Raw genomic sequence first — 19545 nt, 5'->3', positions numbered from 1 at the left:
CAAGCTGCTATAACGTCAAGCGGAGCCGTTCGACGAATGCACCGGAGCCCTTATGCAGCGCACCTCTCCTCTTGATATCCGTTTAGGGACGCTGGCGGATAGCGCCGCCATCGCGCGGATTCTCGCTGCGGGCTGGCAGCAGGCCTATTCGGGCTTCATGCCGAAGGAGATGCTTCATCGGCGCGCCGATCCCGTCTATCGAGCCGGCGAGATCACGGAGTGGCTGTCGAGCGATTTCGACCCGGCAGTTGACCTGCTTCTGGTAGCCGAGCGCGCCGACACCGTTCTCGGATTCGTCGCGGCCCGTCTCGGCGACCGCGACGACACGGGAGCGGCGAGCAAGATTACGCTGCTCTACGTCACGCCCGAGGCGCAGGGGCAAGGGGTTGGGCGGCAGCTTCTGTTGTCGGCAATCTCAGACCTGAAGGAGCGCGCGCCCGGCGCCATCACCATCGCCGCATACGAGCAAAGCCCCTTCCGGAGCTTTTACAGCTTCATTGGCGGGCGGGAGTTAAAATCCATCACGTCGTCCGTCGACGGCCGTGAATGGCCGCTTGTGATTTATCACTGGTCGTCGCTGGAGGGGTTGGAGGATGGCATTCGCGCGACTGGGCGATCCTAAACCCACCGCCCCGCGGCAAGATCGTCCACGCCTTTGGCCTGGACCCACTCTCCCACCGTCCCGTCCTTCAGGTGTTCCCGTTTCCAGAACGGCGCCTGCGTCTTGAGATAATCCATCAAAAACTCTGCCGCATGGAAGGCGGCGTGGCGATGGGTGGAGGCGGTGAGCACCAGCACGATCTCCTCCCGCGGCGCGATCATCCCGAAGCGGTGAATGATCGTCAGCCCCATCAACGGCCAGCGCTCCTGCGCCTCTGTCGCGATGCGGGACATCTCCGCTTCCGCCATTCCCGGATAATGTTCCAGTTCGAGCGCAGATAGCCGCCCGCCTTCATCGCGGCACAAGCCCGTAAAGGCGACAACGGCGCCGATATCCGCGCGCCCAGCCGTCAGCCTCGCGGTTTCGGCGGTGACATCGAAATGCTCTGTCTGGATGCGGATGGTGACGGCCATAGGCCCCTGCCCGGCTTAGCCGCCCGTCATGGGCGGGAAGAACGCAACCTCGCGCGCCTGCAACACCGAGGCTTCCGGCTTGACATGCACATGGTCGATGGCGGCGCGGACGATGCCTTCATTCTCGAAGGCGTATTCATATTCCTCGCCCCGGCCTTTGAGCCAGCGCACGAGATCGGCGACAGTGGAGACGCTCGTAGGCAATTCCACATCCTCGTCCGTCTTGCCGACCCGCTCGCGCACCCAGGCGAAATAGACGAGCTTCATGAGAGCGCTATTCCTCGTCCATCAGGTGATGAATGCCGGTCTTGAGATAATCCCAGCCGGTATAGATGGTCAGGATGGCGGAGGCCCACAGCAGGATCGTGCCGATGAGCACCGTGTGAGGCAGCACCGTCTCGCCCGCAGGACCTGCGATCAGAAAACCGACGGCGAGAAGCTGCAACGTCGTCTTCCACTTGGCGACCTTGCTCACCGGCACGCTGACTTTCAACTCGGCCAGAAATTCCCGCAGGCCCGACACCAGGATTTCGCGACAGAGGATGACGATGGCCGCCCACAGAGCCCAACCCTGAATGGTCTTGTCGGCCACGAGCATGAGGAGGCAGGCTGCGACCAGAAGCTTGTCCGCAATGGGGTCGAGCATGCGTCCCAGGGACGATTGCTGCGCATAGGCGCGGGCGATGTAGCCGTCGAGATAATCCGTAACGGCCGCCAGTGCGAAGATGGCCAGCGCCGCCCACCGCGACCAGTGATCTTCCGGCCAGAACAACAATCCGACGACGACAGGCACTGCCACAAGCCGGCCATAGGTCAGCAGATTGGCGAGATTGAAGGCTTTGGATCGGCGCATGGATGGTGCGATGCTCATAAGCGGGCAGGAAACATGTCGGCGGTCCCTCCGTCAACCGGAGTCGGGTCACATCCCGGTTACGTGGAGGGATTGTCCCGCCTTGGCAAGCGAGGCCTACCCCCGTTCGTGGAAGAACTCATAGACCGCCTTGGCGGTCGCCGCGTTCACACCCGGCGCTTTCATAAGGTCTTCCAGCGCAGCGCGCTGGATGGCCTTCACGGTTCCGAAATGATGGAGCAGCGCGCGCTTGCGCGTCGGGCCGATGCCGGCAATCTCGTCGAGCGGGTTTTTCACCATCTCGCGCTTGCGCTTGGCGCGGTGCGTCCCGATAGCGAAGCGGTGAGCCTCGTCACGCAGCCGCTGGACGAAATAGAGCGCCGGGTCGCGCGGCGGCAGCTTGAAGGTCGGCCGGCCGTGCCGGAAAAAGGTCTCGCGCCCCGCATCCCGGTCCCGCCCCTTGGCAATGCCGACGAGCGCCACGTCGTTCTCCCCAACGCCGACTTCCGCCAGCGCCTGACGGGCCGCCTCCAGCTGCCCCTTGCCGCCGTCGATGAGGACGAGATCGGGCCAGGAGGGGAAGCTGTCATCGGGAGGTTCAGGCCCTTCGTCGCCCGCACCGGACAACCCTCTTCCTCCTCCTTGTGGGGAGGAGTTGGAGGTGGGGGTGTTGGCGCCAACATCTTCTGAGACCGGCGCTGACACCCCCTCCCCAGCCCTCCCCACAAGGAGGAGGGAGTTGGCGATAGCGTCAGAGGGAGACCGCGGCTCCTCCTTCACCAAGCGCGCGAAGCGCCGCTGCAGCATCTCTCGCATCATGCCGTAATCGTCGCCGGGCTTGAGATCCTCCGACTTCATGTTGAACGTGCGGTAATGCTGCTTCATGAAGCCGTTCGCACCCGCCACGATCATCGCGCCTACCGCGTTCGTGCCCATGATGTGCGAGTTGTCATAGACCTCCACACGACGCGGCGTTTTCTCCAATCCGAAGGCTTGGCCGAGCGACACCAGAAGCTTCTGCTGCGAAGCCGTGTCCGCCAGCCTGCGTCCCAGCGCCTCCTTGGCGTTGCGCATCACGTAATCGATGAGCTGGCGCCGCTCGCCGCGCTGCGGCGTGACGATCTCGACCTTCGATTCCGTGCGTGTGGACAAAGCCTCCGCCATCAACTCGGGCTCGTCGATCTGGTGCGAGAGCAGCACGAGGCGCGGCGCGGGTTTGTCGTCATAGAACTGCGCGAGGAACGATGTCAGAACCTCGCCGGGCGTCATCGTCTTGTCGGCCTTCGGGAAGTACGCGCGGTTGCCCCAGTTCTGCCAGTTGCGGAAGAAGAACACCTCCACGCAGAACTGTCCGGCCTGTTCGTCGATGGCGAACACATCTGCCTCTTCCACGGATTGTGTGTTGATGCCCTGCACGCCCTGAATGGCAGATAACGCCGCGAGCCTGTCGCGGCAGCGCGCCGCGCGCTCGAATTCGAGCATCTCCGCCGCTTCCTGCATTTCCTGCGTAATGTGTGCCTTCACCGCATTCGACTTGCCCGACAGAAACGCCCGCGCCTCCGCCGCGAGTTCAGCGTAATCGTCGACGGAAATTTCCTTGGTGCAGGGGCCGGAGCAGCGCTTGATTTGGAACAGCAGGCAGGGGCGCGTGCGGTTCTCATAATAGCTGTCGTTGCACGAGCGCAGAAGGAATGCGCGCTGCAATGCGTTGATGGTGCGGTTCACCGCCCACACGCTGGCGAAGGGGCCGTAGTAATCCCCTTTACGCTTGCGCGCGCCGCGATGCTTCACGAGCTGCGGCGCCTCATGATCGGCGGTGAGCAGAATGTAGGGGAGCGACTTGTCGTCCCGCAGCAGCACGTTGTAGCGGGGTTTAAGCTGCTTGATGAGGTTCGCTTCCAGCAGCAGCGCCTCGGTCTCCGTCGCCGTGGTGACGAACTCCATGGAGGTCGTCTCGGCAACCATGCGGGCGATGCGGTTGGAATGCACCTGACCGCGCGCATAAGACCCGACGCGGGCCTTCAGGCTTTTCGCCTTGCCCACATAGAGCACGTCGCCCTTGCCATCGAGCATGCGATACACGCCCGGCGCCTGCGGCAAGGTGGCCCAAAAGTGCTTGATGACCTCTGTCCCGCGCGTGACCGAGCCGGGATGGGCCTCCAGATCGAACTCGACATCCGACCCGCTCTCGACGGCAACGAGATCCTCATCCTCGTCGTCGCCTAGAATATCCGGCGGCACATCATTGGTGGTGTTGCGACTCATGGGCCAGATTTAAGAGGTCCCGGCTTCGCAGGGAAGAGCGGCCGCGAACTAGCCTTGCCACATCGTTTCGGTCTAAACCGCTAAGCTCGCCCTCCTCACCGGAGCCCCCCTCACCATGCGCCTGTCGATCGTCACGTCCGCCGTCGTTGCGGCCCTTGTGGGCTTCGGCAGCACCATCGCGATCATCATTGCGGCTGCTCAGGCCGTGGGAGCGGATGCGGCGCAGACGACCTCATGGGTGGCGGCCCTCTGCCTCAGCATGGCGGCGACCAGCGGCATTTTGAGCGTGCGCTACCGGATCCCCGTCGTCACCGCCTGGTCGACACCTGGCGCGGCGCTGATTGCGGCGTCGACCGGCATCTCGATTCATGCTGCGGTCGGCTCCTTCCTGCTAGCCGGCGGACTCATCGTGCTCGCCGCCTTCGTCAAGCCGTTCGGACGCCTGATCGAGCGCATCCCCTCCTCCATCGCCGCCGCGATGCTGGCAGGCGTGCTCATCCGTTTCGTGACGGCGGTGTTCGAGAGCGCGCAGACGGCACCAAGCCTCGTCCTGCCCCTCGTCGCGGTGTTTTTGGTGGTGCGTTTGTTCAATCCCGCGCTTGCGGTGTTGGCCGTGCTCTTTGTCGGCTTGGGGCTCGCCCTCGGCGGCGGTCATGCGCAGCCGCTTGCGGCGGATTTCAGCCTCTCGTCGCTGACCTTCATCACACCGGCCTTCGAGCCGACCGCGCTGATCGGCCTGGGCCTGCCGCTCTTTCTCGTCACCATGGCCTCCCAGAACCTGCCGGGCTTCGCGGTGCTGCGCGCGTCCGGCTATTCGCCGCCGACCCGACCGATTCTCGCCGTCACCGGCCTCTCCTCGATCGTCACCGCCCTTTTCGGCGCGCATACGAGCAATCTCGCGGCGATCTCGGCAGCGATCTGCACCGGGCTGGATACGCATCCCGACCCCGCCAAGCGCTGGCAGGTCGGCCCGTTCTATGCCGCGACCTACCTGATCTTCGCTGCTTTCAGCGCCGCCCTGATCGGCCTGATCGCGGCCCTGCCCGCCGCGCTCATCAAGACAGTGGCGGGGCTGGCGCTCATCGGCGCGTTTCTGGGGGCGCTGACCTCCGCCCTTGCGGACGAGCAAAAGCGCTTTCCGGCGGTGCTGACTTTGGTGGTCACGGCTTCGGGACTCACCCTCTTCGGCATCGGCTCCGCGTTCTGGGGGCTGGTCGCGGGGCTGATCGCGCTCACCCTTGAATCTCTTATGGTTTTTGCCCGTAAAGGGGTCTGAGCTGGACGTCGGGGGCCGCTTAAGCTTAAAATCCCGTTAACGTGAGTAACAGTTAAGGGAGATTCCATGGCTGCTGCAAAGCATGTGGGACGCATTACCGCCGTGATGATGATGGCCGCTCTGGGAGCCTGCAACGGCTCGAGCGGCAGCTTGAGTGGGTCGCCCGAGGGCGTGCCCATTGCGCTCGAGAGCATCGACGGCGCGCCGGCCCCCATGAAGACGGCGCTCATGGCAGAGCTGTCCACCGCCGCCACCGACCGCAAGGTCGAGCTTGTCGGCGCGAGTTCCCAGGCGCGCTATCGCGTGCGCGGCTACATCTCGACCGAGGTTGAGGACGGCGAGACGAAGGTCTCCTACGTGTGGGACGTCTTCGATTCGGAGAAGCGCCGCGCGAAGCGCCTCGCGGGCACGAGCCCCTTGCGGGTCGCCTCCATCTCGTCTCTCGACAAGGAAACGCTCGCCAAGCTCGCGGGCGCCAGCATGGACGAGATCGCCGAGTTCCTGGCGGCGGCCAAGGCCGAGACACCGTTCCAGACCGCGAATGCTGCGTCCGAGCCTGCGCCTGTTGCGGCGCAGTAACGCCCTTGAACAAGTCGAGAATGCCGCACATCTGCGGCCTCTCGCATATTGTGACGGTTTCTTATCGCTGCTAAGACCCAAGCGCCTTGCCGCGCAGGGGCAACAACGTGACGCGGCGAGCTCCTCAGGTCACACAGAGACAAAGAAGCCGTCATGAAGCTCGTTGCGGGAAATTCCAATCGTCCGCTGGCGGAGGCCATCTCCGCCTATCTCAATGTGCCGCTCGCCAAATGCCAGGTGAAGCGCTTTGCGGACATGGAAGTGTTCGTCGAGATTCAGGAGAACGTGCGCGGCGAAGACGTGTTCGTCATCCAGTCGACCTCGTACCCCGCGAACGACCACCTGATGGAGCTTTTGATCATCATCGACGCGCTGCGCCGCTCCTCGGCGCGCCGCATCACGGCGGTGCTCCCGTATTTCGGCTATGCCCGCCAGGACCGGCGCACCTCGGGCCGCACGCCGATCTCGGCCAAGCTCGTGGCGAACCTCATCACCAATGCCGGCGCCGACCGCGTGCTGACGCTCGATCTCCATGCCGGGCAGATCCAGGGTTTCTTCGACATCCCGACCGACAACCTGTTCAGCGTGCCGCTCATGGCGCGCGACATCAAGGAGCGGCTCGACGGCCGCAACCACATGGTGGTCTCGCCCGACGTCGGCGGCGTGGTGCGCGCCCGCTCGCTCGCCAAGCGCATCGACGCGCCGCTCGCCATCGTCGACAAGCGCCGCGAGCGCCCTGGTGAGTCGGAAGTCATGAACATCATCGGCGATGTCGAAGGCCGGTCCTGCATCCTGCTCGACGACATCGTGGATTCCGGCGGCACCCTGGTGAACGCCGCCGATGCCCTCCTCGCCAACGGCGCGAAGGAGGTCTACGCCTACATCACCCACGGCGTGCTTTCCGGCGGCGCGGTCTCCCGCATCGCCAATTCCCGCCTGAAGGAACTGGTGATCACCGATTCCATCATGCCGACGGAAGCCGTGAAGGTCGCCCACAACATCCGCGCCATCGGCATCGCCCCGCTGATCGGCGAAGCCATCGGCCGCACCGCGACGGAAAGCTCGGTGTCGAGCCTGTTCGACTAAGACAGGCGTCACTGTTCCAAAGGTGTCATGGCCGGGCTCGTTCCGGCCATTTTGCTTTCGGGACGTGGCGCGTGAGGCCCAAGATCCGCTCGACGTCTCCCACACGGGAGAGGTGAGGAGCGCCCTAGGTGCTTCTGAGCCCAACGCCGAGCGCTCCTCAGGATGGGAGGCCCGCCATTCCTTGCAATTGCAGCCCGCTTTCTCTATAAGCCGCCTCGCGCCCGCTCGACACCCTTGGAGGCACGGGCGCAAGCCGTGGCCGCCTTCAGGCGGCCTTCGGTTTTTAGCAACCTGATTTAAGGACCACGACCATGAGCGAAATTAAGCAAATCACGGCCGTGGCGCGCGACCGGGCCGGCAAGGGGGCCGCCCGGGCCGTTCGTCGCCAAGGCCAAGTTCCTGCCGTCATCTATGGAGGCGGCCAGGCCGCCGAGGCGATTGCTCTCGACTTCAACCAGACCAAGCAGCTGATCTTCGCCGGCCACTTCCTCACCACGATCTTCGAGATCGACGTGAACGGTAAGAAGACCCGCGCCATTCCGCGCGACTACCAGCTCGACCCGGTCCGAGACTTCCCGGTCCACGTCGATTTCCTGCGTCTTGCCAAGGGCCAGGCGATCAAGGTCGTCGTGCCGGTGCACGTCGTCGGCCAGGACAAGTGCCCGGGCGTGAAGCGCGGCGGCACGCTGCAGATCGTCGAGCACTCGGTGGAACTGCTCGTTCCGTCCGACGCGATCCCGGACTTCATCGAGGCCTCGGTCGCCGATCTCGACATCGGCACCTCGGTCCACCTGTCGGACATCAAGCTGCCGAAGGGCGTGAAGTCGGTTTCCGCTGAGAACGTCACCCTCGTCACCGTCGTTGCCCCGTCGGGCATGAAGGAAGAGGCTGCGGCTCCGGCGGCTGAAGCGGCGGCTCCGGCCAAGGCTTAAGTTTTCGAACCGGGCGATTACGCCCATCGAAACGGCTTTAACGCTCCGACCGCAAGGCCGGAGCGTTTCTTATGACCGCACTGAGATCGGGCTCTGGTGATGAAGCTGATCGGGAGCAGAATGGAGCGAGAGATCGAGGCCCAACTGCGGGCGTCGCAATCGTCGCTTCTCAATGATCCGGATCAGCAATTGCTCAGAACGTTGCTGACGAGAACATTTGGAGATCTTCGATCCGCCATGGTCGTGGGCTGGACGCCGGACCAGGGTGAAGATTTTTACAGTATCCTCGTCAATGGCTCGGCCTTTGCCTGTTTTGAAGTTCCCCGGGAGCCTGAGGCCGTGCTCGACCTAGCCGCAATTGAGGTGAAAGTCATACACCCAGTGGACTGGAAAAAGCACCTGAGAGGGAAGCCTAACAACCTCACCTATCTCATCGCCATGAAGATTGCTCGCGAGACCCTCGGCTCAGATCCGCTGACGATCGAGCGCGAGGAAAGGCGATCGCAGGGGAACACATAATAGACATGCGCCTCTTCGTCGGCCTGGGTAATCCGGGCGCCCGATATGCCGGAAACCGCCACAATATCGGCTTCATGGCCGTGGATGAGATCGCGCGCGTTCATCGCGCCGCTCCGTGGCGCAGCCGGTTCCAGGGCGAGACGGCGGAAGCGATGATCGGCGGCGAAAAGGTGCTGCTCATCAAGCCGCAGACCTACATGAACGAGTCCGGCCGCGCGGTGGCGGAAGCGCAGCGCTTCTTCAAGATCCCGCTTGCGGACGTGACCGTCTTTTACGACGAGCTCGATCTCCCGCCCGCCAAGCTTCGGGTGAAGGTCGGCGGCGGCAATGCGGGCCATAACGGCCTGCGGTCGATCACCGCCCATTGCGGCAACGATTATCGCCGGGTCCGGCTCGGCATCGGCCATCCGGGGCACAAGCACCTCGTGCACGGCTGGGTGCTGGGCGATTTCGGCAAGGCGGAGGCGCCCTGGGTCGATGATCTGACCCGCGCCATCGCCGACGGCGCGCCGCTTCTCGCCCAGGGCGAGGATGCGAGCTTTCAGAACAAGGTCCACCTCGCCATGGAGGCGAGAGGCTGGACGGACGTGAAACGGCCCGGTGAAAAGGCCGAAAGCAACAAGGAGTAAGGCCATGGGCTTCAAGATGGGCATCGTCGGTCTGCCGAACGTGGGCAAGTCCACCCTCTTCAATGCGCTGACGCAAACGGCAGCCGCGCAGGCGGCGAACTATCCATTCTGCACCATCGAGCCGAACGTGGGCGACGTGGCCGTTCCCGATGACCGCCTTGAAAAGCTTTCCGGCATCGCCGGCTCGCAGCAGATCATCCCGACCCGCCTCACCTTCGTGGACATCGCGGGCCTGGTGCGCGGCGCGTCCAAGGGCGAGGGCCTCGGCAACCAGTTCCTCGCGAACATCCGCGAGGTCGATGCGGTCGCTCACGTGGTGCGCTGCTTCGAGGACACGGACATCACCCACGTCGAAGGCAAGATCGACCCGCTGGCCGATATCGACATCATCGAAACCGAGCTGATGCTGGCCGATCTCGATAGCCTCGAGAAGCGCATCACCGCGCTCGAGAAGAAGGCCAAGGGCAACGACAAGGAAGCGAAGGAAACCCTCGACCTCGTCAACCGCTCGCTCGTCCTGCTGCGCGATGGCAAGCCCGCCCGCGCCGTCGAGCGCAAGCCCGAGGAAGAGCGCCTGTTCCAGATGCTCGGCCTTCTGACCTCGAAGCCGGTGCTCTACGTCTGCAACGTCGAAGAGACTTCGGCCGACCAGGGCAATGCCTTCTCCGCCAAGGTGTTCGAGCGCGCGAAACAGGAAGGTGCCAAGGCCGTCGTCGTCTCCGCCAAGATCGAGAGCGAGATCGCCGTTCTCGCGCCCGACGAGCAGAAGGACTATCTCGACGCCATCGGGCTTGCAGAGCCGGGCCTCAACCGCGTCATCCGCGCGGGCTATGAGCTCCTCGGCCTCATCACCTATTTCACCGTTGGCCCGAAGGAAGCGCGCGCCTGGACCATCACCCAAGGCACCCGCGCGCCGCAGGCCGCCGGCGTCATTCACACGGACTTCGAAAAGGGCTTCATCCGCGCGGAGACGATCGCTTTTGGCGACTACGTGTCCCTGAAGGGCGAGGCCGGAGCCCGCGAAGCCGGCAAGCTTCGCCTTGAAGGCAAGGAATACACGGTCCAGGACGGCGACGTGCTGCACTTCCGCTTCGCAAACTAACGGATTTGTGAACGGAAGCTTCGCGACACGTTCAGATCGGTTATGCGTTTCTGCTGCATGGAGGAGTCGATCCATGCAGGATTCGCTTGAAGATGTCGCCTACACGGTTGGCGGCGCCCTTGTGTCACCGGGGCCCGGAAGCGGCGAGCTTCTGATTGCCCTTCTGGTGGCCTGCTTCCTCGCGTTCACCGCGTTCCATGCCCTTTTCGCCAAGCATGGCTCGGACGAGACCGGGTGGAAGGGGCGTCGGTAAAGTGAAGCTGTCGTTCGCGTGGCGGGATGGGCCTGCCGGTCTGCCGGCGGGTCGGGGGAATTGAACTCGCCCATGCAGATCCATGCACGCCATTCATGGAATTTGTCCCCCTCTGAGGCCATCGCCCTTCAGAAAGAATTGCGATCGGAAGTCGTCTCCGACCTAGCCATCGATATCCACACGGTGCGGCTCGTCGCCGGCGTCGACGTCAGCGTGCGCAACAACCGGTCCCAGGCCGCAGTGGTGGTCGTGACCTTTCCGGATTTCGAACCCGTTGAAACGGTGCTCGCCGCGCTGCCGACGCCTTTCCCTTACATTCCCGGCCTGTTGAGCTTTCGCGAAGGGCCGGTGCTTCAGAAAGCTTTCGAGAAGCTGCGCAGCAACCCGGACGTGTTTCTGTTCGACGGCATGGGCATCGCCCATCCTCGCCGCATCGGCATCGCCAGTCACATGGGCCTGTGGCTGCAGCGTCCGACAATCGGCTGCGGCAAGTCGCTTCTCTGCGGGAGCTACGAAGCACTTGGGCAGGAGAAGGGAACGTCCGCGGCCCTGATCCATAAGGAAGAGACCATCGGCGTCGCCTTGCGCACCCGCACCGCCAAGAACCCCATGTTTATCTCGCCGGGCCATCTCGCCGACATTCCGAGCGCGGCGGCGCTCGTCCTGCAATGTTCGCCTAAATACCGATTGCCCGAGCCGATCCGTCTGGCGCACAACGCCGCCGGACAGTTTTCTCTTTGAAGAGAGCGCGGACCACTTCGCGCCGCCTCCCGCCCAGACAGACAAGCCCATGCCCCGCTTTGCTTTCGAAGACTTCGTGCCCGGTTCGACCCATATGCTCGGTCCTGTTTCGGTATCGAAGGAAGACATCATCTCCTTCGCGCGCGAATTCGACCCGCAGCCTTTTCATGTCGACGAGATCGCGGCCAAGGATAGTTTTGTCGGCACGCTGATCGCATCGGGTTGGCACACCTGCGCCATCAACATGCGGCTTCTGGCCGATGAGTTGCTGCTCGATTCCACATCCATGGGATCGCCCGGAATCGATGAGGTCAAATGGATGCGCCCCGTCCGCCCCGGCGACACGCTTCGGTCGCGGCTGACGATCCTCGACACGCGCCCCTCGAAAAGCCGCCCCACCATCGGCCTCGTTCAGTTTCACGGCGAGTTGCTGAACCAGAACGACGAAACCGTCATGTCCCAGGGCAACTGGATCATGTTCGCCCGTCGCGGCGTGGAGGTGCCGGCGATCCCGGCAGCAGCTCCTCACACGGATCCGGCGCCCGTGCGCGAGACCCAGGCCATCTCGGCCAATCCCTATCTCGAGGACCTGCTGGCGGGCGAGACCGATGAACTCGGCTCCTACACATTCCACCCGGACGACATCATCCGTTTCGCCAAACAATACGATCCACAGCGTTTCCACGTGGACCCGGAGGCCGCCAAGAAAAGTTTGTTCGGAGGTCTTTGCGCCTCGGGCTGGCACACGGTCAGCATCTGGATGAAGCAGATGATCGCTTATCGCGAGCACGTCCGTATGGAAGCGCTCGCGCGGGGCGAGCGTCCGGCGCGGCTCGGGTCCTCCCCCGGCTTCACCAACCTGAAATGGCTCAAGCCCGTCTATGCGGGAGACACCATCACCTATCGCTCGACGCTGGTGAGCAAGCGCGTTTCCGCCTCACGTCCGGGCTGGGGGCTCGCCTTCCACCACAACACCGGCATCAACCAGCGGGGCGAAGAGGTGATTTCGTTCGACGGCTCGGTGTTTTGGGAGAGACGGCCTGAGCGATAATCGTTCACATATTCGGGTTCTGCTTTAACGCATGAGCGCGCGTCTCCTCGTCGAGGATCGTGCGGATGCTTGCGATCAGCGGATGGCGGGACGTCTGCTTCAGTCCATAGGTCAGGTTGAAGGCGTAATCGAAGTCGGCCGGGTTAAGACCCTGATTGTGCTGCAGAATGGTTTCGAGCTTGTCGAAGCCTTTCGCCAATACGGCCTCGGGCGATGAGGCGGCCTCGTATTCCTCCCAGAGCGAGAGAATTTCGCTGCGTTGAGCAGGCGGCAGCGATTGCGTCAGCACCTGGAGGTCGGCGCGTTCCTGCTCGCTCTTGTTGGTGTCGGCACTCTGCATGATCGCTGGAATATCACCGCTCAAGGCCTCGCCGAGATCGTGCACGATGCACAATTTCAAAAGCTTCGCGATGTCGATGCCGGGCAGTTCATGCGCGAAGACGATAACCATCAGGCAGAGCCGCCACGTATGCTCCGCTGTGCTCTCCGGCCGCCCGCCGGACGTGTGCCCGCTGCGGAGGGTGTCTTTCAGCTTTTCGGCGCTCTTCAGAAAATCGAGAGCACCTTTCATGTCCTCGGCGGTCATGGCCCGCTCGTAATGCTAGTGCCCTTCGAAGCTGACGAGGCTACGCACCTCGACCCCGAGATCGCGCAGCTTTTTCGCGCCGCCGAGATCGGGCAGGTCGATGATAAAGCAGGCAGCGACGATGTTCGCGCCCATCTGGCGCAGGAGCTGCGTTGCAGCAACCGCCGTACCGCCGGTTGCGATCAGATCGTCGACGAGGACGACACGCTCTTCCTGGCCGATGGCATCCGTGTGGATTTCCATTTCATCGACGCCGTATTCAAGCGAATAGGCAATCCGCACGGTCTCGTGCGGCAGCTTGCCCTTCTTGCGGATCGGCACGAAGCCGGAGGAGAGCTGATGCGCCATCGCTCCGCCGAGAATGAAACCGCGCGCCTCGATGCCCGCGATTTTGTCGACACGTCCGCCGGCGAAGGGGTGAACGAGCTCGTCCACTGCACGGCGGAAGGCGCGTGCATCACCGAGCAGGGTCGTAATGTCCCGGAAGATGATGCCGGGCTTCGGATAATCCGGAATCGAGCGGATCGCGGCTTTGAGATCGGTAACGAGGCGCTGGTCCATAGGAAAGTCTGCCATAGGTCAGGAAGGTTGAAGATACTTAGCGGAGTTTCGCCATGCCCGAACCGTCCTCCCGGACCGTCCTGACGGATATCGATATCCCCTTTGGAAGCCTCGTCCTCTTTTTCGTCAAGGCCGCGCTTGCCGCAATCCCCGCCACCTTCATCGTCGCCCTGATCCTGGCCTTCATCGGCTGGATCTTCCGGCTCCTGTTCGGCTTCGGTCACATGGGCGGGATGATGACGTGATGAGATTTTAGAGCACCCGGCCCGCCACGGCGTCGAGTTTTTTGAGAAGTTCTGGGTCGCGGGCAGAGGGCGCAGTCATGATGGCGCCATCAAGGGCGCGGTCGGAGCCTTTGGGGCATGGCTCGTGCTCCGCCGGAAAATCGCGCGCCACGCGGGCGACGAGCCGGGCGACCTTGGTCGCGTTTTTCTGCGCCACCGCGACGACGGATGCGACATCGACATCGTCATGCTCGGGGTGCCAGCAATCGAAATCCGTCACCATGGCGATAATGGCGTAGGTAATTTCGGCCTCGCGGGCGAGCTTGGCCTCCGGCATCGCCGTCATGCCGATCACGTCGTAGCCGAGGTTCTTGTAGGTCATCGATTCGGCGTAAGTGGAGAATTGCGGCCCCTCGATGGTCACATGCGTGCCGCCACGGCTGAAGGGAATGCCCTCAGTCTTCGCAGCCTCGGCGATGCGCTCCTGCAGGCGCGGGCCGACCGGATGGGCCATCGGCACATGCGCGACGCAGCCCTTGCCGAAAAAGGACGTCTCGCGCTTGTGAGTGCGGTCGACGAACTGGTCCACCAGTACGAAAAAGCCCGGGTAGTATTCCTGCTTGAAGGAACCGCAGGCCGAAACCGAGATCAGGTCAGTGACCCCTGCCCGCTTCATCGCGTCGATGTTGGCGCGGTAGTTGATATCCGAAGGCGAGTAGCGGTGCCCCCGTCCGTGGCGGGCAAGGAACACCACCTCCGTGTTACCGACGCGCCCGATCCGCAGGGCATCCGACGGCTCGCCGAAGGGAGACGAGATTCGCTCCTCGCGCACGTCCTCCAGCCCCGGCAGATCGTAAACGCCCGACCCGCCGATGATGCCCAAAACCGCTTTCGTCATGTGATGGTCCCGCTCTTCTTAAGGAAACCATAGGGCGAGCACCGGCCGCAACACCACCGCCACCCTCGGACGATCCAAAGAAAAAGGCCCCGGAAGGGGCCTTTCTCAAATCGGTTCAATCCAGTGCGTCTTAGTGCTCGACGCGGGCCCAGATCTTCTTCTTCGTGAAGTAGAGGAGGCCGGAGAGGACGAGGAGGAACAGCATCACCTGGAAGCCGATGCGCTTGCGGGCATCGAGGTGAGGTTCTGCCGTCCACATCAGGAACGCCGTCACGTCTCGGGCGTACTGGTCGACCGTCTCAGGAACCGGCGACTTGCCGTCGGGTCCCTTCGGATATTCGACCTGGCCGTCGCTCAGCGGCTTCGGCATCGCGATCACGTTGCCCGGGAAGGACGTGTTGTAGTGACCGCCAGCCGGAACCGAGAAGCCTGCGGGAGCCTCATGATAGCCGTTGAGCACAGCAACCACGTAGTCCGGGCCGGTTTCCGCGAACTGGGTGAAGATGTCGAAGATGAACCACGGGAAGCCGCGCTCGTAGGTGCGCGCCTTCGGCATCAGCGAGAGATCCGGGGGAGCCTTGCCGCCATTGGCCGCGGCTGCAGCGTTCTCGTTCGGGAACGGAGCCGGGAAATGATCGGCCGGGCGGCCCGCACGTTCGAACATGTCGCCGGCCTCGTTCGGGCCGTCCTGGACCTTGTATTCCGCCGCGAGCGCCCTGACCTGGGCCTCGGAGAAACCGGGCCCGCCAGGCTGCGCCAGGTTGCGGAAGGCGACGTAGTTCAGGCTATGGCAGGAGGAGCAAACCTCCCGATAGACCTTGAAGCCACGCTGGAGCTGAGCCTCGTCGAACTTACCGAAAGGACCGGAGAAGCTCCACTTGAGCTGCGGAGGGGTCGAGCCCTCCGAAGCGATGGCCGGAGCCGACAGGCCGAGAACGGCGGCGGCGATGAGAAGAGTACGCTTCATCATTTTCTTATTCCCCAGCGCTCGCATCAGCCCTTGGACTGCGGCTCGGCATTGGCGCCGGACGGCAGGCCTGCCCCACCCTTCTGGCCGAGCACGGATTCGAGGATCGAATTCGGCAGCGGCAGCGGGCGCTCGATGAAGCCGAGCAGCGGCAGGATGACCAGGAAGTGGATGAAGTAATAGGCGGTCGCGATCTGCGAGACGATGACGTACCAGCCCTCCGGCGGCTTGGCGCCGAGCCAGCCCAGAAGCAGCGTATCGGCCACGAGGATCCAGAAGAACTGCTTGTAGAGCGGACGGTAGGAGGTGGAGCGCACCTTCGAGGTGTCGAGCCACGGCAGGAAGGCCAGGACCGCGATGGAGGCGAACATGGCGATGACGCCGCCGAGCTTGTCCGGAATGGCGCGCAGGATCGCGTAGAACGGCAGGAAGTACCATTCAGGAACGATGTGCGCGGGCGTCACGGAGGGGTTCGCCGGAACGTAGTTGTCCGCGTGACCCATATAGTTCGGGATGTAGAAGATGAACCACGCGAAGACGAGCATGAACACCGCGGTGGCGAACAGATCCTTGATGGTCGCGAACGGCGTGAACGGAACCCAGTCCTTGTCCGACTTGATCGGAACGCCGGTCGGGTTGTTCTGGCCCGGAACGTGCAGCGCCCAGACGTGCAGGACGACGACGCCCGCGATCATGAACGGCAGCAGGTAGTGGATCGAGAAGAAGCGGTTCAGGGTCGGGTTGCCGACCGAGTAACCGCCCCAGAGCAGGCTCTGGATCGTGTCGCCGATCACCGGGATCGCCGCCAGGATGTTGGTGATCACGGTCGCGCCCCAGAAGCTCATCTGGCCCCACGGCAGCACGTAGCCCATGAAAGCGGTCGCCATCATCAGGCCGTAGATGATCACGCCGAGGATCCAGAGGATCTCGCGCGGAGCCTTATACGACCCGTAGTAGATGCCGCGGAAGATGTGAATGTACACGGCGACGAAGAACATCGAAGCGCCGTTGGCGTGCATGTAACGGATGAGCCAGCCGAAGTTCACGTCGCGCATGATGTGCTCGACCGACTGGAAAGCCAGCGACGCGTGCGGCGTGTAGTACATCGCCAGGAACACGCCGGTCAGGATCTGCGACGCGAGCATGAAGGAGAGGATCGCGCCGAAGGTCCAGAAATAGTTGATGTTCCGCGGCACCGGATAAGCGATGAACGAGGAATGGATGAGGCTCGCAATAGGCAGACGGCTCTCGAACCATTTGCCGAAGGCGCTCTTGGGAACGTAGGTGGAGGAATGCTGGCTCATGATATCGCCTGATCGAATGGATCGTCGCCGAAGGGTTACGCAGTGGCGCCTTGACCGATAACGATCTTGGTGTCGGACGCGAAGGTGTAGGGCGGGATCGGCAGGTTGATCGGCGCCGGACCGCCGCGAACGCGCCCAGAGGTGTCGAACACCGAACCGTGGCACGGGCAGAACCAGCCCTTGTACTCGCCCTGCTGACCCAGCGGAACGCAGCCGAGATGGGTGCAGTTGCCGTAAACGATGAGCCACTGGGCATGGCCGGGCTTCACGCGGGCCGCGTCGGGCTGCGGGTCGCGCAGGGAGGCGACGTTCACATCCTCGGCGGCCTTGATCTCGGCCGGGGTCCGGTGACGGACGAAGATGAGCTTGCCGCGCCAGAAGACCTTCACGATCTGCCCTTCGGCGATCGGGGTCAGATCGACCTCGACGGGCGCGCCCGCCGCAATGGTCGCAGCGTCAGGCGTCATCGACTGGATGAAGGGCCAAACGAGGGCTGCACCACCGACGGCGGCGGCTGCGCCCGTGGCGATAAAGAGGAAATCGCGCCGTGTCGGCTCAGCGATGGCTGTGGTGGTCTCGGCCACTTGGCTCTCCAGCATTCTTCAACAAACGAGAACCGCGCGCTTGAAAATGCTTGGTAACCCAGGCATTCGGCACGCTGCCTCCTGTCGGAACAAGCATACGCGCCAACGCGCGCGCAATGCGACCGGGGGTCGCCGCGCAGAGGCTCTTTGGCACGGCGAAGCGCGGCTGTCCATAGCCGGATTGGAGTTGTTCCAGATGAGAAATCTCAGATCACCGCGGTTTCTTCGGCTCCGAGGAACCCACCCGACTGGCGCCGCCAGAGCCGCGCATAGAGCCCGTCCCGCTTCAGAAGCTCGGCGTGGCTCCCCTCCTCCACGATCTGCCCGCGCTCGATGACGATGAGCCTGTCGAGGGCTGCGATGGTGGACAGGCGGTGTGCGATGGCGAGTACGGTCTTGCCCTCCATCAGGGTCGACAGGGACTCCTGAATCGCCGCCTCGACCTCGGAATCGAGGGCGGAGGTCGCCTCGTCCAGCACCAGGATCGGAGCATCCTTGAGGATGACGCGGGCAATGGCGACGCGCTGGCGCTGTCCGCCCGAGAGCTTCACGCCCCGTTCGCCCACATGTGCGTCATACCCCCGCCGCCCGCGGTGATCCTCGAGCTGCATGATGAAGTCGTGCGCATGGGCAAGGCGCGCCGCCTCCTCGATGTCCTGCTCCGGCGAGCCTGGTCGCCCGTAGGCGATGTTGTCCCGGATCGAGCGGTGGAGGAGCGAGGTGTCCTGGGTCACGACGGCGATGGAGGAGCGCAGGCTGTCCTGGCTGACTTTCGAAATATCCTGCCCATCCACCAGAATCCGCCCGCCCTCCACGTCGTGGAGGCGCAGCAGGAGGGAGGTGATGGTTGTCTTGCCCGCTCCGCTGGTACCGACGAGCCCGACCTTTTCTCCCGCCCGAATCGTCAGGTTGAGGCGCTCGATAACCCCATCCTCCTTGCCATAGTGGAAAGACACGTCCTCGAAACGGACCTCCCCTTTCGCCACCTGAAGCGCCGGAGCCACGGGCGCGTCCACAATGCCGTGCGGGCGGGCGATAGTTTCCATGCTCTCCTGGACGATGCCGATATTCTCGAAGACGCCGCGCACGGTCTGCATGACCCAGCCCGACATAGCGAGGATGCGCATCACGAGAGCCAGACCGGCGGCCGCCTCGCCGCTCGTCATGGCCCCTCGCATCCACAAAGTCACGGAGAGCGCCCCGGTCGAGACCAGCAGGATGCTGTTCATGATCGCGAGAATGCCCGAGACGCTCGTGATGAGCCGGAAGGAATGCAAAAAGGCCTGGGTATGAGCGCTGAGGGCATCACGGACGGCGGAGCGCTCCTCCGCACCACGGGCGAAGAGCTTGACGGTCAGGATGTTGGTGTAGCTGTCCACCACGCGGCCCACCAGGACCGAGCGCGCATCCGCGACCTTGACGGAGCGCTCTCTCGCGCGGGGCACGAAGAAGTTGAGCAGAGCCACATAGCCGATGATCCACAGCCCCATGGGCAGGGCGAGCCAGGGGCTGACCGAGGAGAACATGCCCAAAGCGATAAAGGCGAAGATTGCCACATAGAGCAGCGTATCGAGCACCGTCACCGCGATTTCGCGGATCGCGGAGCCCGCTTGCGTGATGCGGTTAGCGAGGCGCCCGGCGAAATCCGCCTGGAAATAGCTCAAGGCATGGCCGAGCGTATAAACATGGGTCCGCCAGCGGATCATGTTGGTGCTCTGTGCCACGATGATCTGGTTCGTGATCGCCTCATGCATAAAGTGCAGAATCGGCCTCATGAAGAGGACTACACCGCCCACTACCAACAGCGTGTTGCCATGGTCGGCCCAGAACCGGTCGGGGGTCGCGTGAGCCAGAAGGTCCACCAACCAGCCCATGAGGACATAAAGAGAAGACTCGAACAGGCCGACGACCAACGAGGCGATGAAAAGTATCACGAACCAGGATTTGATCGGCTTCAGATAGTGCCAGGAGAAGGCTGCCACGGTCGCCGGAGGGGTCTGGTCTTCGTCGAAGGGGGCAAAGGGGTCGATCTTCTTTTCCAGTCGCCGGTACATTGTGCTCAAT

At 63.3% G+C, this 19545-nt stretch carries 23 protein-coding genes; 12 read left to right on the top strand and 11 right to left on the bottom strand.

What is annotated here, in order from left to right; translation table 11 throughout:
• Positions 1 to 52: 52 nt before the first annotated feature.
• Complete coding sequence (locus HB375_RS06465) at positions 53 to 622, top strand: GNAT family N-acetyltransferase (RefSeq protein WP_167672154.1); 570 nt, start codon at positions 53 to 55, stop codon at positions 620 to 622.
• Here HB375_RS06465 and HB375_RS06460 read toward each other — a convergent pair.
• The 4 genes from HB375_RS06460 to uvrC form a co-directional block, all read right to left on the bottom strand.
• A complete protein-coding gene (locus HB375_RS06460; RefSeq protein WP_167672153.1) occupies positions 619 to 1074 on the bottom strand; it encodes a molybdenum cofactor biosynthesis protein MoaE in 456 nt (151 codons plus the stop codon). The two genes, HB375_RS06465 and HB375_RS06460, sit on opposite strands and share 4 nt — an antisense overlap.
• Positions 1075 to 1089: 15 nt before the next feature.
• Positions 1090 to 1341, bottom strand: a complete 252-nt coding sequence (moaD, locus tag HB375_RS06455) for a molybdopterin converting factor subunit 1 (RefSeq protein WP_167672152.1) — start codon at positions 1339 to 1341, stop codon at positions 1090 to 1092.
• A 7-nt stretch (positions 1342 to 1348) separates the two neighbouring features.
• Positions 1349 to 1945 carry a CDP-diacylglycerol--glycerol-3-phosphate 3-phosphatidyltransferase gene (gene pgsA / locus HB375_RS06450; RefSeq protein ID WP_167672151.1) on the bottom strand — a complete coding sequence of 199 codons (597 nt, stop codon included), beginning with the start codon at positions 1943 to 1945 and terminating at the stop codon, positions 1349 to 1351.
• A gap of 96 nt (positions 1946 to 2041) precedes the next feature.
• Positions 2042 to 4189: an excinuclease ABC subunit UvrC gene (gene uvrC, locus HB375_RS06445; protein WP_167672150.1), complete on the bottom strand. Its 2148-nt coding sequence runs from the start codon at positions 4187 to 4189 to the stop codon at positions 2042 to 2044.
• 115 nt (positions 4190 to 4304) lie between these two features.
• Between uvrC and HB375_RS06440 the strand changes: the two genes are divergently transcribed.
• The 10 genes from HB375_RS06440 to HB375_RS06395 all read left to right on the top strand — a co-directional run bounded on the left by HB375_RS06440 (position 4305) and on the right by HB375_RS06395 (position 12357).
• Entirely contained in the window at positions 4305 to 5465 is a 1161-nt protein-coding gene (locus HB375_RS06440; protein WP_167672149.1) for a benzoate/H(+) symporter BenE family transporter, read from the top strand.
• Positions 5466 to 5531: 66 nt separating this feature from the next.
• On the top strand, positions 5532 to 6044 hold the full coding sequence (locus HB375_RS06435) for a hypothetical protein (protein ID WP_167672148.1): 513 nt from the start codon (positions 5532 to 5534) through the stop codon (positions 6042 to 6044).
• A gap of 153 nt (positions 6045 to 6197) precedes the next feature.
• Positions 6198 to 7130, top strand: a complete 933-nt coding sequence (locus HB375_RS06430; RefSeq protein ID WP_167672147.1) for a ribose-phosphate pyrophosphokinase — start codon at positions 6198 to 6200, stop codon at positions 7128 to 7130.
• A 311-nt stretch (positions 7131 to 7441) separates the two neighbouring features.
• On the top strand, positions 7442 to 8062 hold the full coding sequence (locus HB375_RS06425) for a 50S ribosomal protein L25/general stress protein Ctc (protein ID WP_167672146.1): 621 nt from the start codon (positions 7442 to 7444) through the stop codon (positions 8060 to 8062).
• A gap of 96 nt (positions 8063 to 8158) precedes the next feature.
• Complete coding sequence (locus tag HB375_RS06420) at positions 8159 to 8581, top strand: hypothetical protein (protein WP_167672145.1); 423 nt, start codon at positions 8159 to 8161, stop codon at positions 8579 to 8581.
• Between the two features lie 5 nt (positions 8582 to 8586).
• Positions 8587 to 9210, top strand: a complete 624-nt coding sequence (gene pth, locus HB375_RS06415) for an aminoacyl-tRNA hydrolase (RefSeq protein WP_167672144.1) — start codon at positions 8587 to 8589, stop codon at positions 9208 to 9210.
• A gap of 4 nt (positions 9211 to 9214) precedes the next feature.
• Entirely contained in the window at positions 9215 to 10312 is a 1098-nt protein-coding gene (gene ychF, locus HB375_RS06410) for a redox-regulated ATPase YchF (RefSeq protein WP_167672143.1), read from the top strand.
• A gap of 73 nt (positions 10313 to 10385) precedes the next feature.
• Positions 10386 to 10565, top strand: coding sequence for a hypothetical protein (locus tag HB375_RS06405; protein WP_167672142.1), 180 nt, complete (start codon positions 10386 to 10388; stop codon positions 10563 to 10565).
• 72 nt (positions 10566 to 10637) lie between these two features.
• Complete coding sequence (gene nfi, locus HB375_RS06400) at positions 10638 to 11306, top strand: deoxyribonuclease V (RefSeq protein ID WP_167672141.1); 669 nt, start codon at positions 10638 to 10640, stop codon at positions 11304 to 11306.
• Positions 11307 to 11355: 49 nt separating this feature from the next.
• Entirely contained in the window at positions 11356 to 12357 is a 1002-nt protein-coding gene (locus tag HB375_RS06395; RefSeq protein ID WP_167672140.1) for a MaoC family dehydratase, read from the top strand.
• A gap of 4 nt (positions 12358 to 12361) precedes the next feature.
• On the opposite strand, the gene HB375_RS06390 is transcribed toward HB375_RS06395, so the two are convergent.
• Positions 12362 to 12943: an HD domain-containing protein gene (locus HB375_RS06390; RefSeq protein ID WP_167672139.1), complete on the bottom strand. Its 582-nt coding sequence runs from the start codon at positions 12941 to 12943 to the stop codon at positions 12362 to 12364.
• A gap of 15 nt (positions 12944 to 12958) precedes the next feature.
• Complete coding sequence (locus tag HB375_RS06385) at positions 12959 to 13504, bottom strand: adenine phosphoribosyltransferase (protein WP_167672138.1); 546 nt, start codon at positions 13502 to 13504, stop codon at positions 12959 to 12961.
• A gap of 53 nt (positions 13505 to 13557) precedes the next feature.
• Here HB375_RS06385 and HB375_RS06380 point away from each other — a divergent pair, with 53 nt between their 5' ends.
• Positions 13558 to 13749, top strand: coding sequence for a hypothetical protein (locus HB375_RS06380; protein ID WP_167672137.1), 192 nt, complete (start codon positions 13558 to 13560; stop codon positions 13747 to 13749).
• A 7-nt stretch (positions 13750 to 13756) separates the two neighbouring features.
• Here the strand turns inward: HB375_RS06380 and HB375_RS06375 are convergent, their stop codons facing one another.
• The 5 genes from HB375_RS06375 to HB375_RS06355 form a co-directional block, all read right to left on the bottom strand.
• Complete coding sequence (locus HB375_RS06375) at positions 13757 to 14626, bottom strand: S-methyl-5'-thioadenosine phosphorylase (RefSeq protein WP_167672136.1); 870 nt, start codon at positions 14624 to 14626, stop codon at positions 13757 to 13759.
• Between the two features lie 130 nt (positions 14627 to 14756).
• Entirely contained in the window at positions 14757 to 15596 is an 840-nt protein-coding gene (locus tag HB375_RS06370) for a cytochrome c1 (protein ID WP_167672135.1), read from the bottom strand.
• Positions 15597 to 15619: 23 nt separating this feature from the next.
• On the bottom strand, positions 15620 to 16897 hold the full coding sequence (locus HB375_RS06365; protein ID WP_167672134.1) for a cytochrome b: 1278 nt from the start codon (positions 16895 to 16897) through the stop codon (positions 15620 to 15622).
• Positions 16898 to 16932: 35 nt separating this feature from the next.
• Positions 16933 to 17496: a ubiquinol-cytochrome c reductase iron-sulfur subunit gene (petA, locus tag HB375_RS06360; RefSeq protein ID WP_167672133.1), complete on the bottom strand. Its 564-nt coding sequence runs from the start codon at positions 17494 to 17496 to the stop codon at positions 16933 to 16935.
• Positions 17497 to 17687: 191 nt separating this feature from the next.
• A complete protein-coding gene (locus tag HB375_RS06355; RefSeq protein WP_167672132.1) occupies positions 17688 to 19535 on the bottom strand; it encodes an ABC transporter ATP-binding protein in 1848 nt (615 codons plus the stop codon).
• Positions 19536 to 19545: the final 10 nt, after the last annotated feature.

This window comes from Microvirga terricola (assembly GCF_011777495.1).
Classification (GTDB): Bacteria; Pseudomonadota; Alphaproteobacteria; order Rhizobiales; family Beijerinckiaceae; genus Microvirga; species Microvirga terricola.
This window is presented reverse-complemented; position numbering and strand designations above follow the sequence as displayed.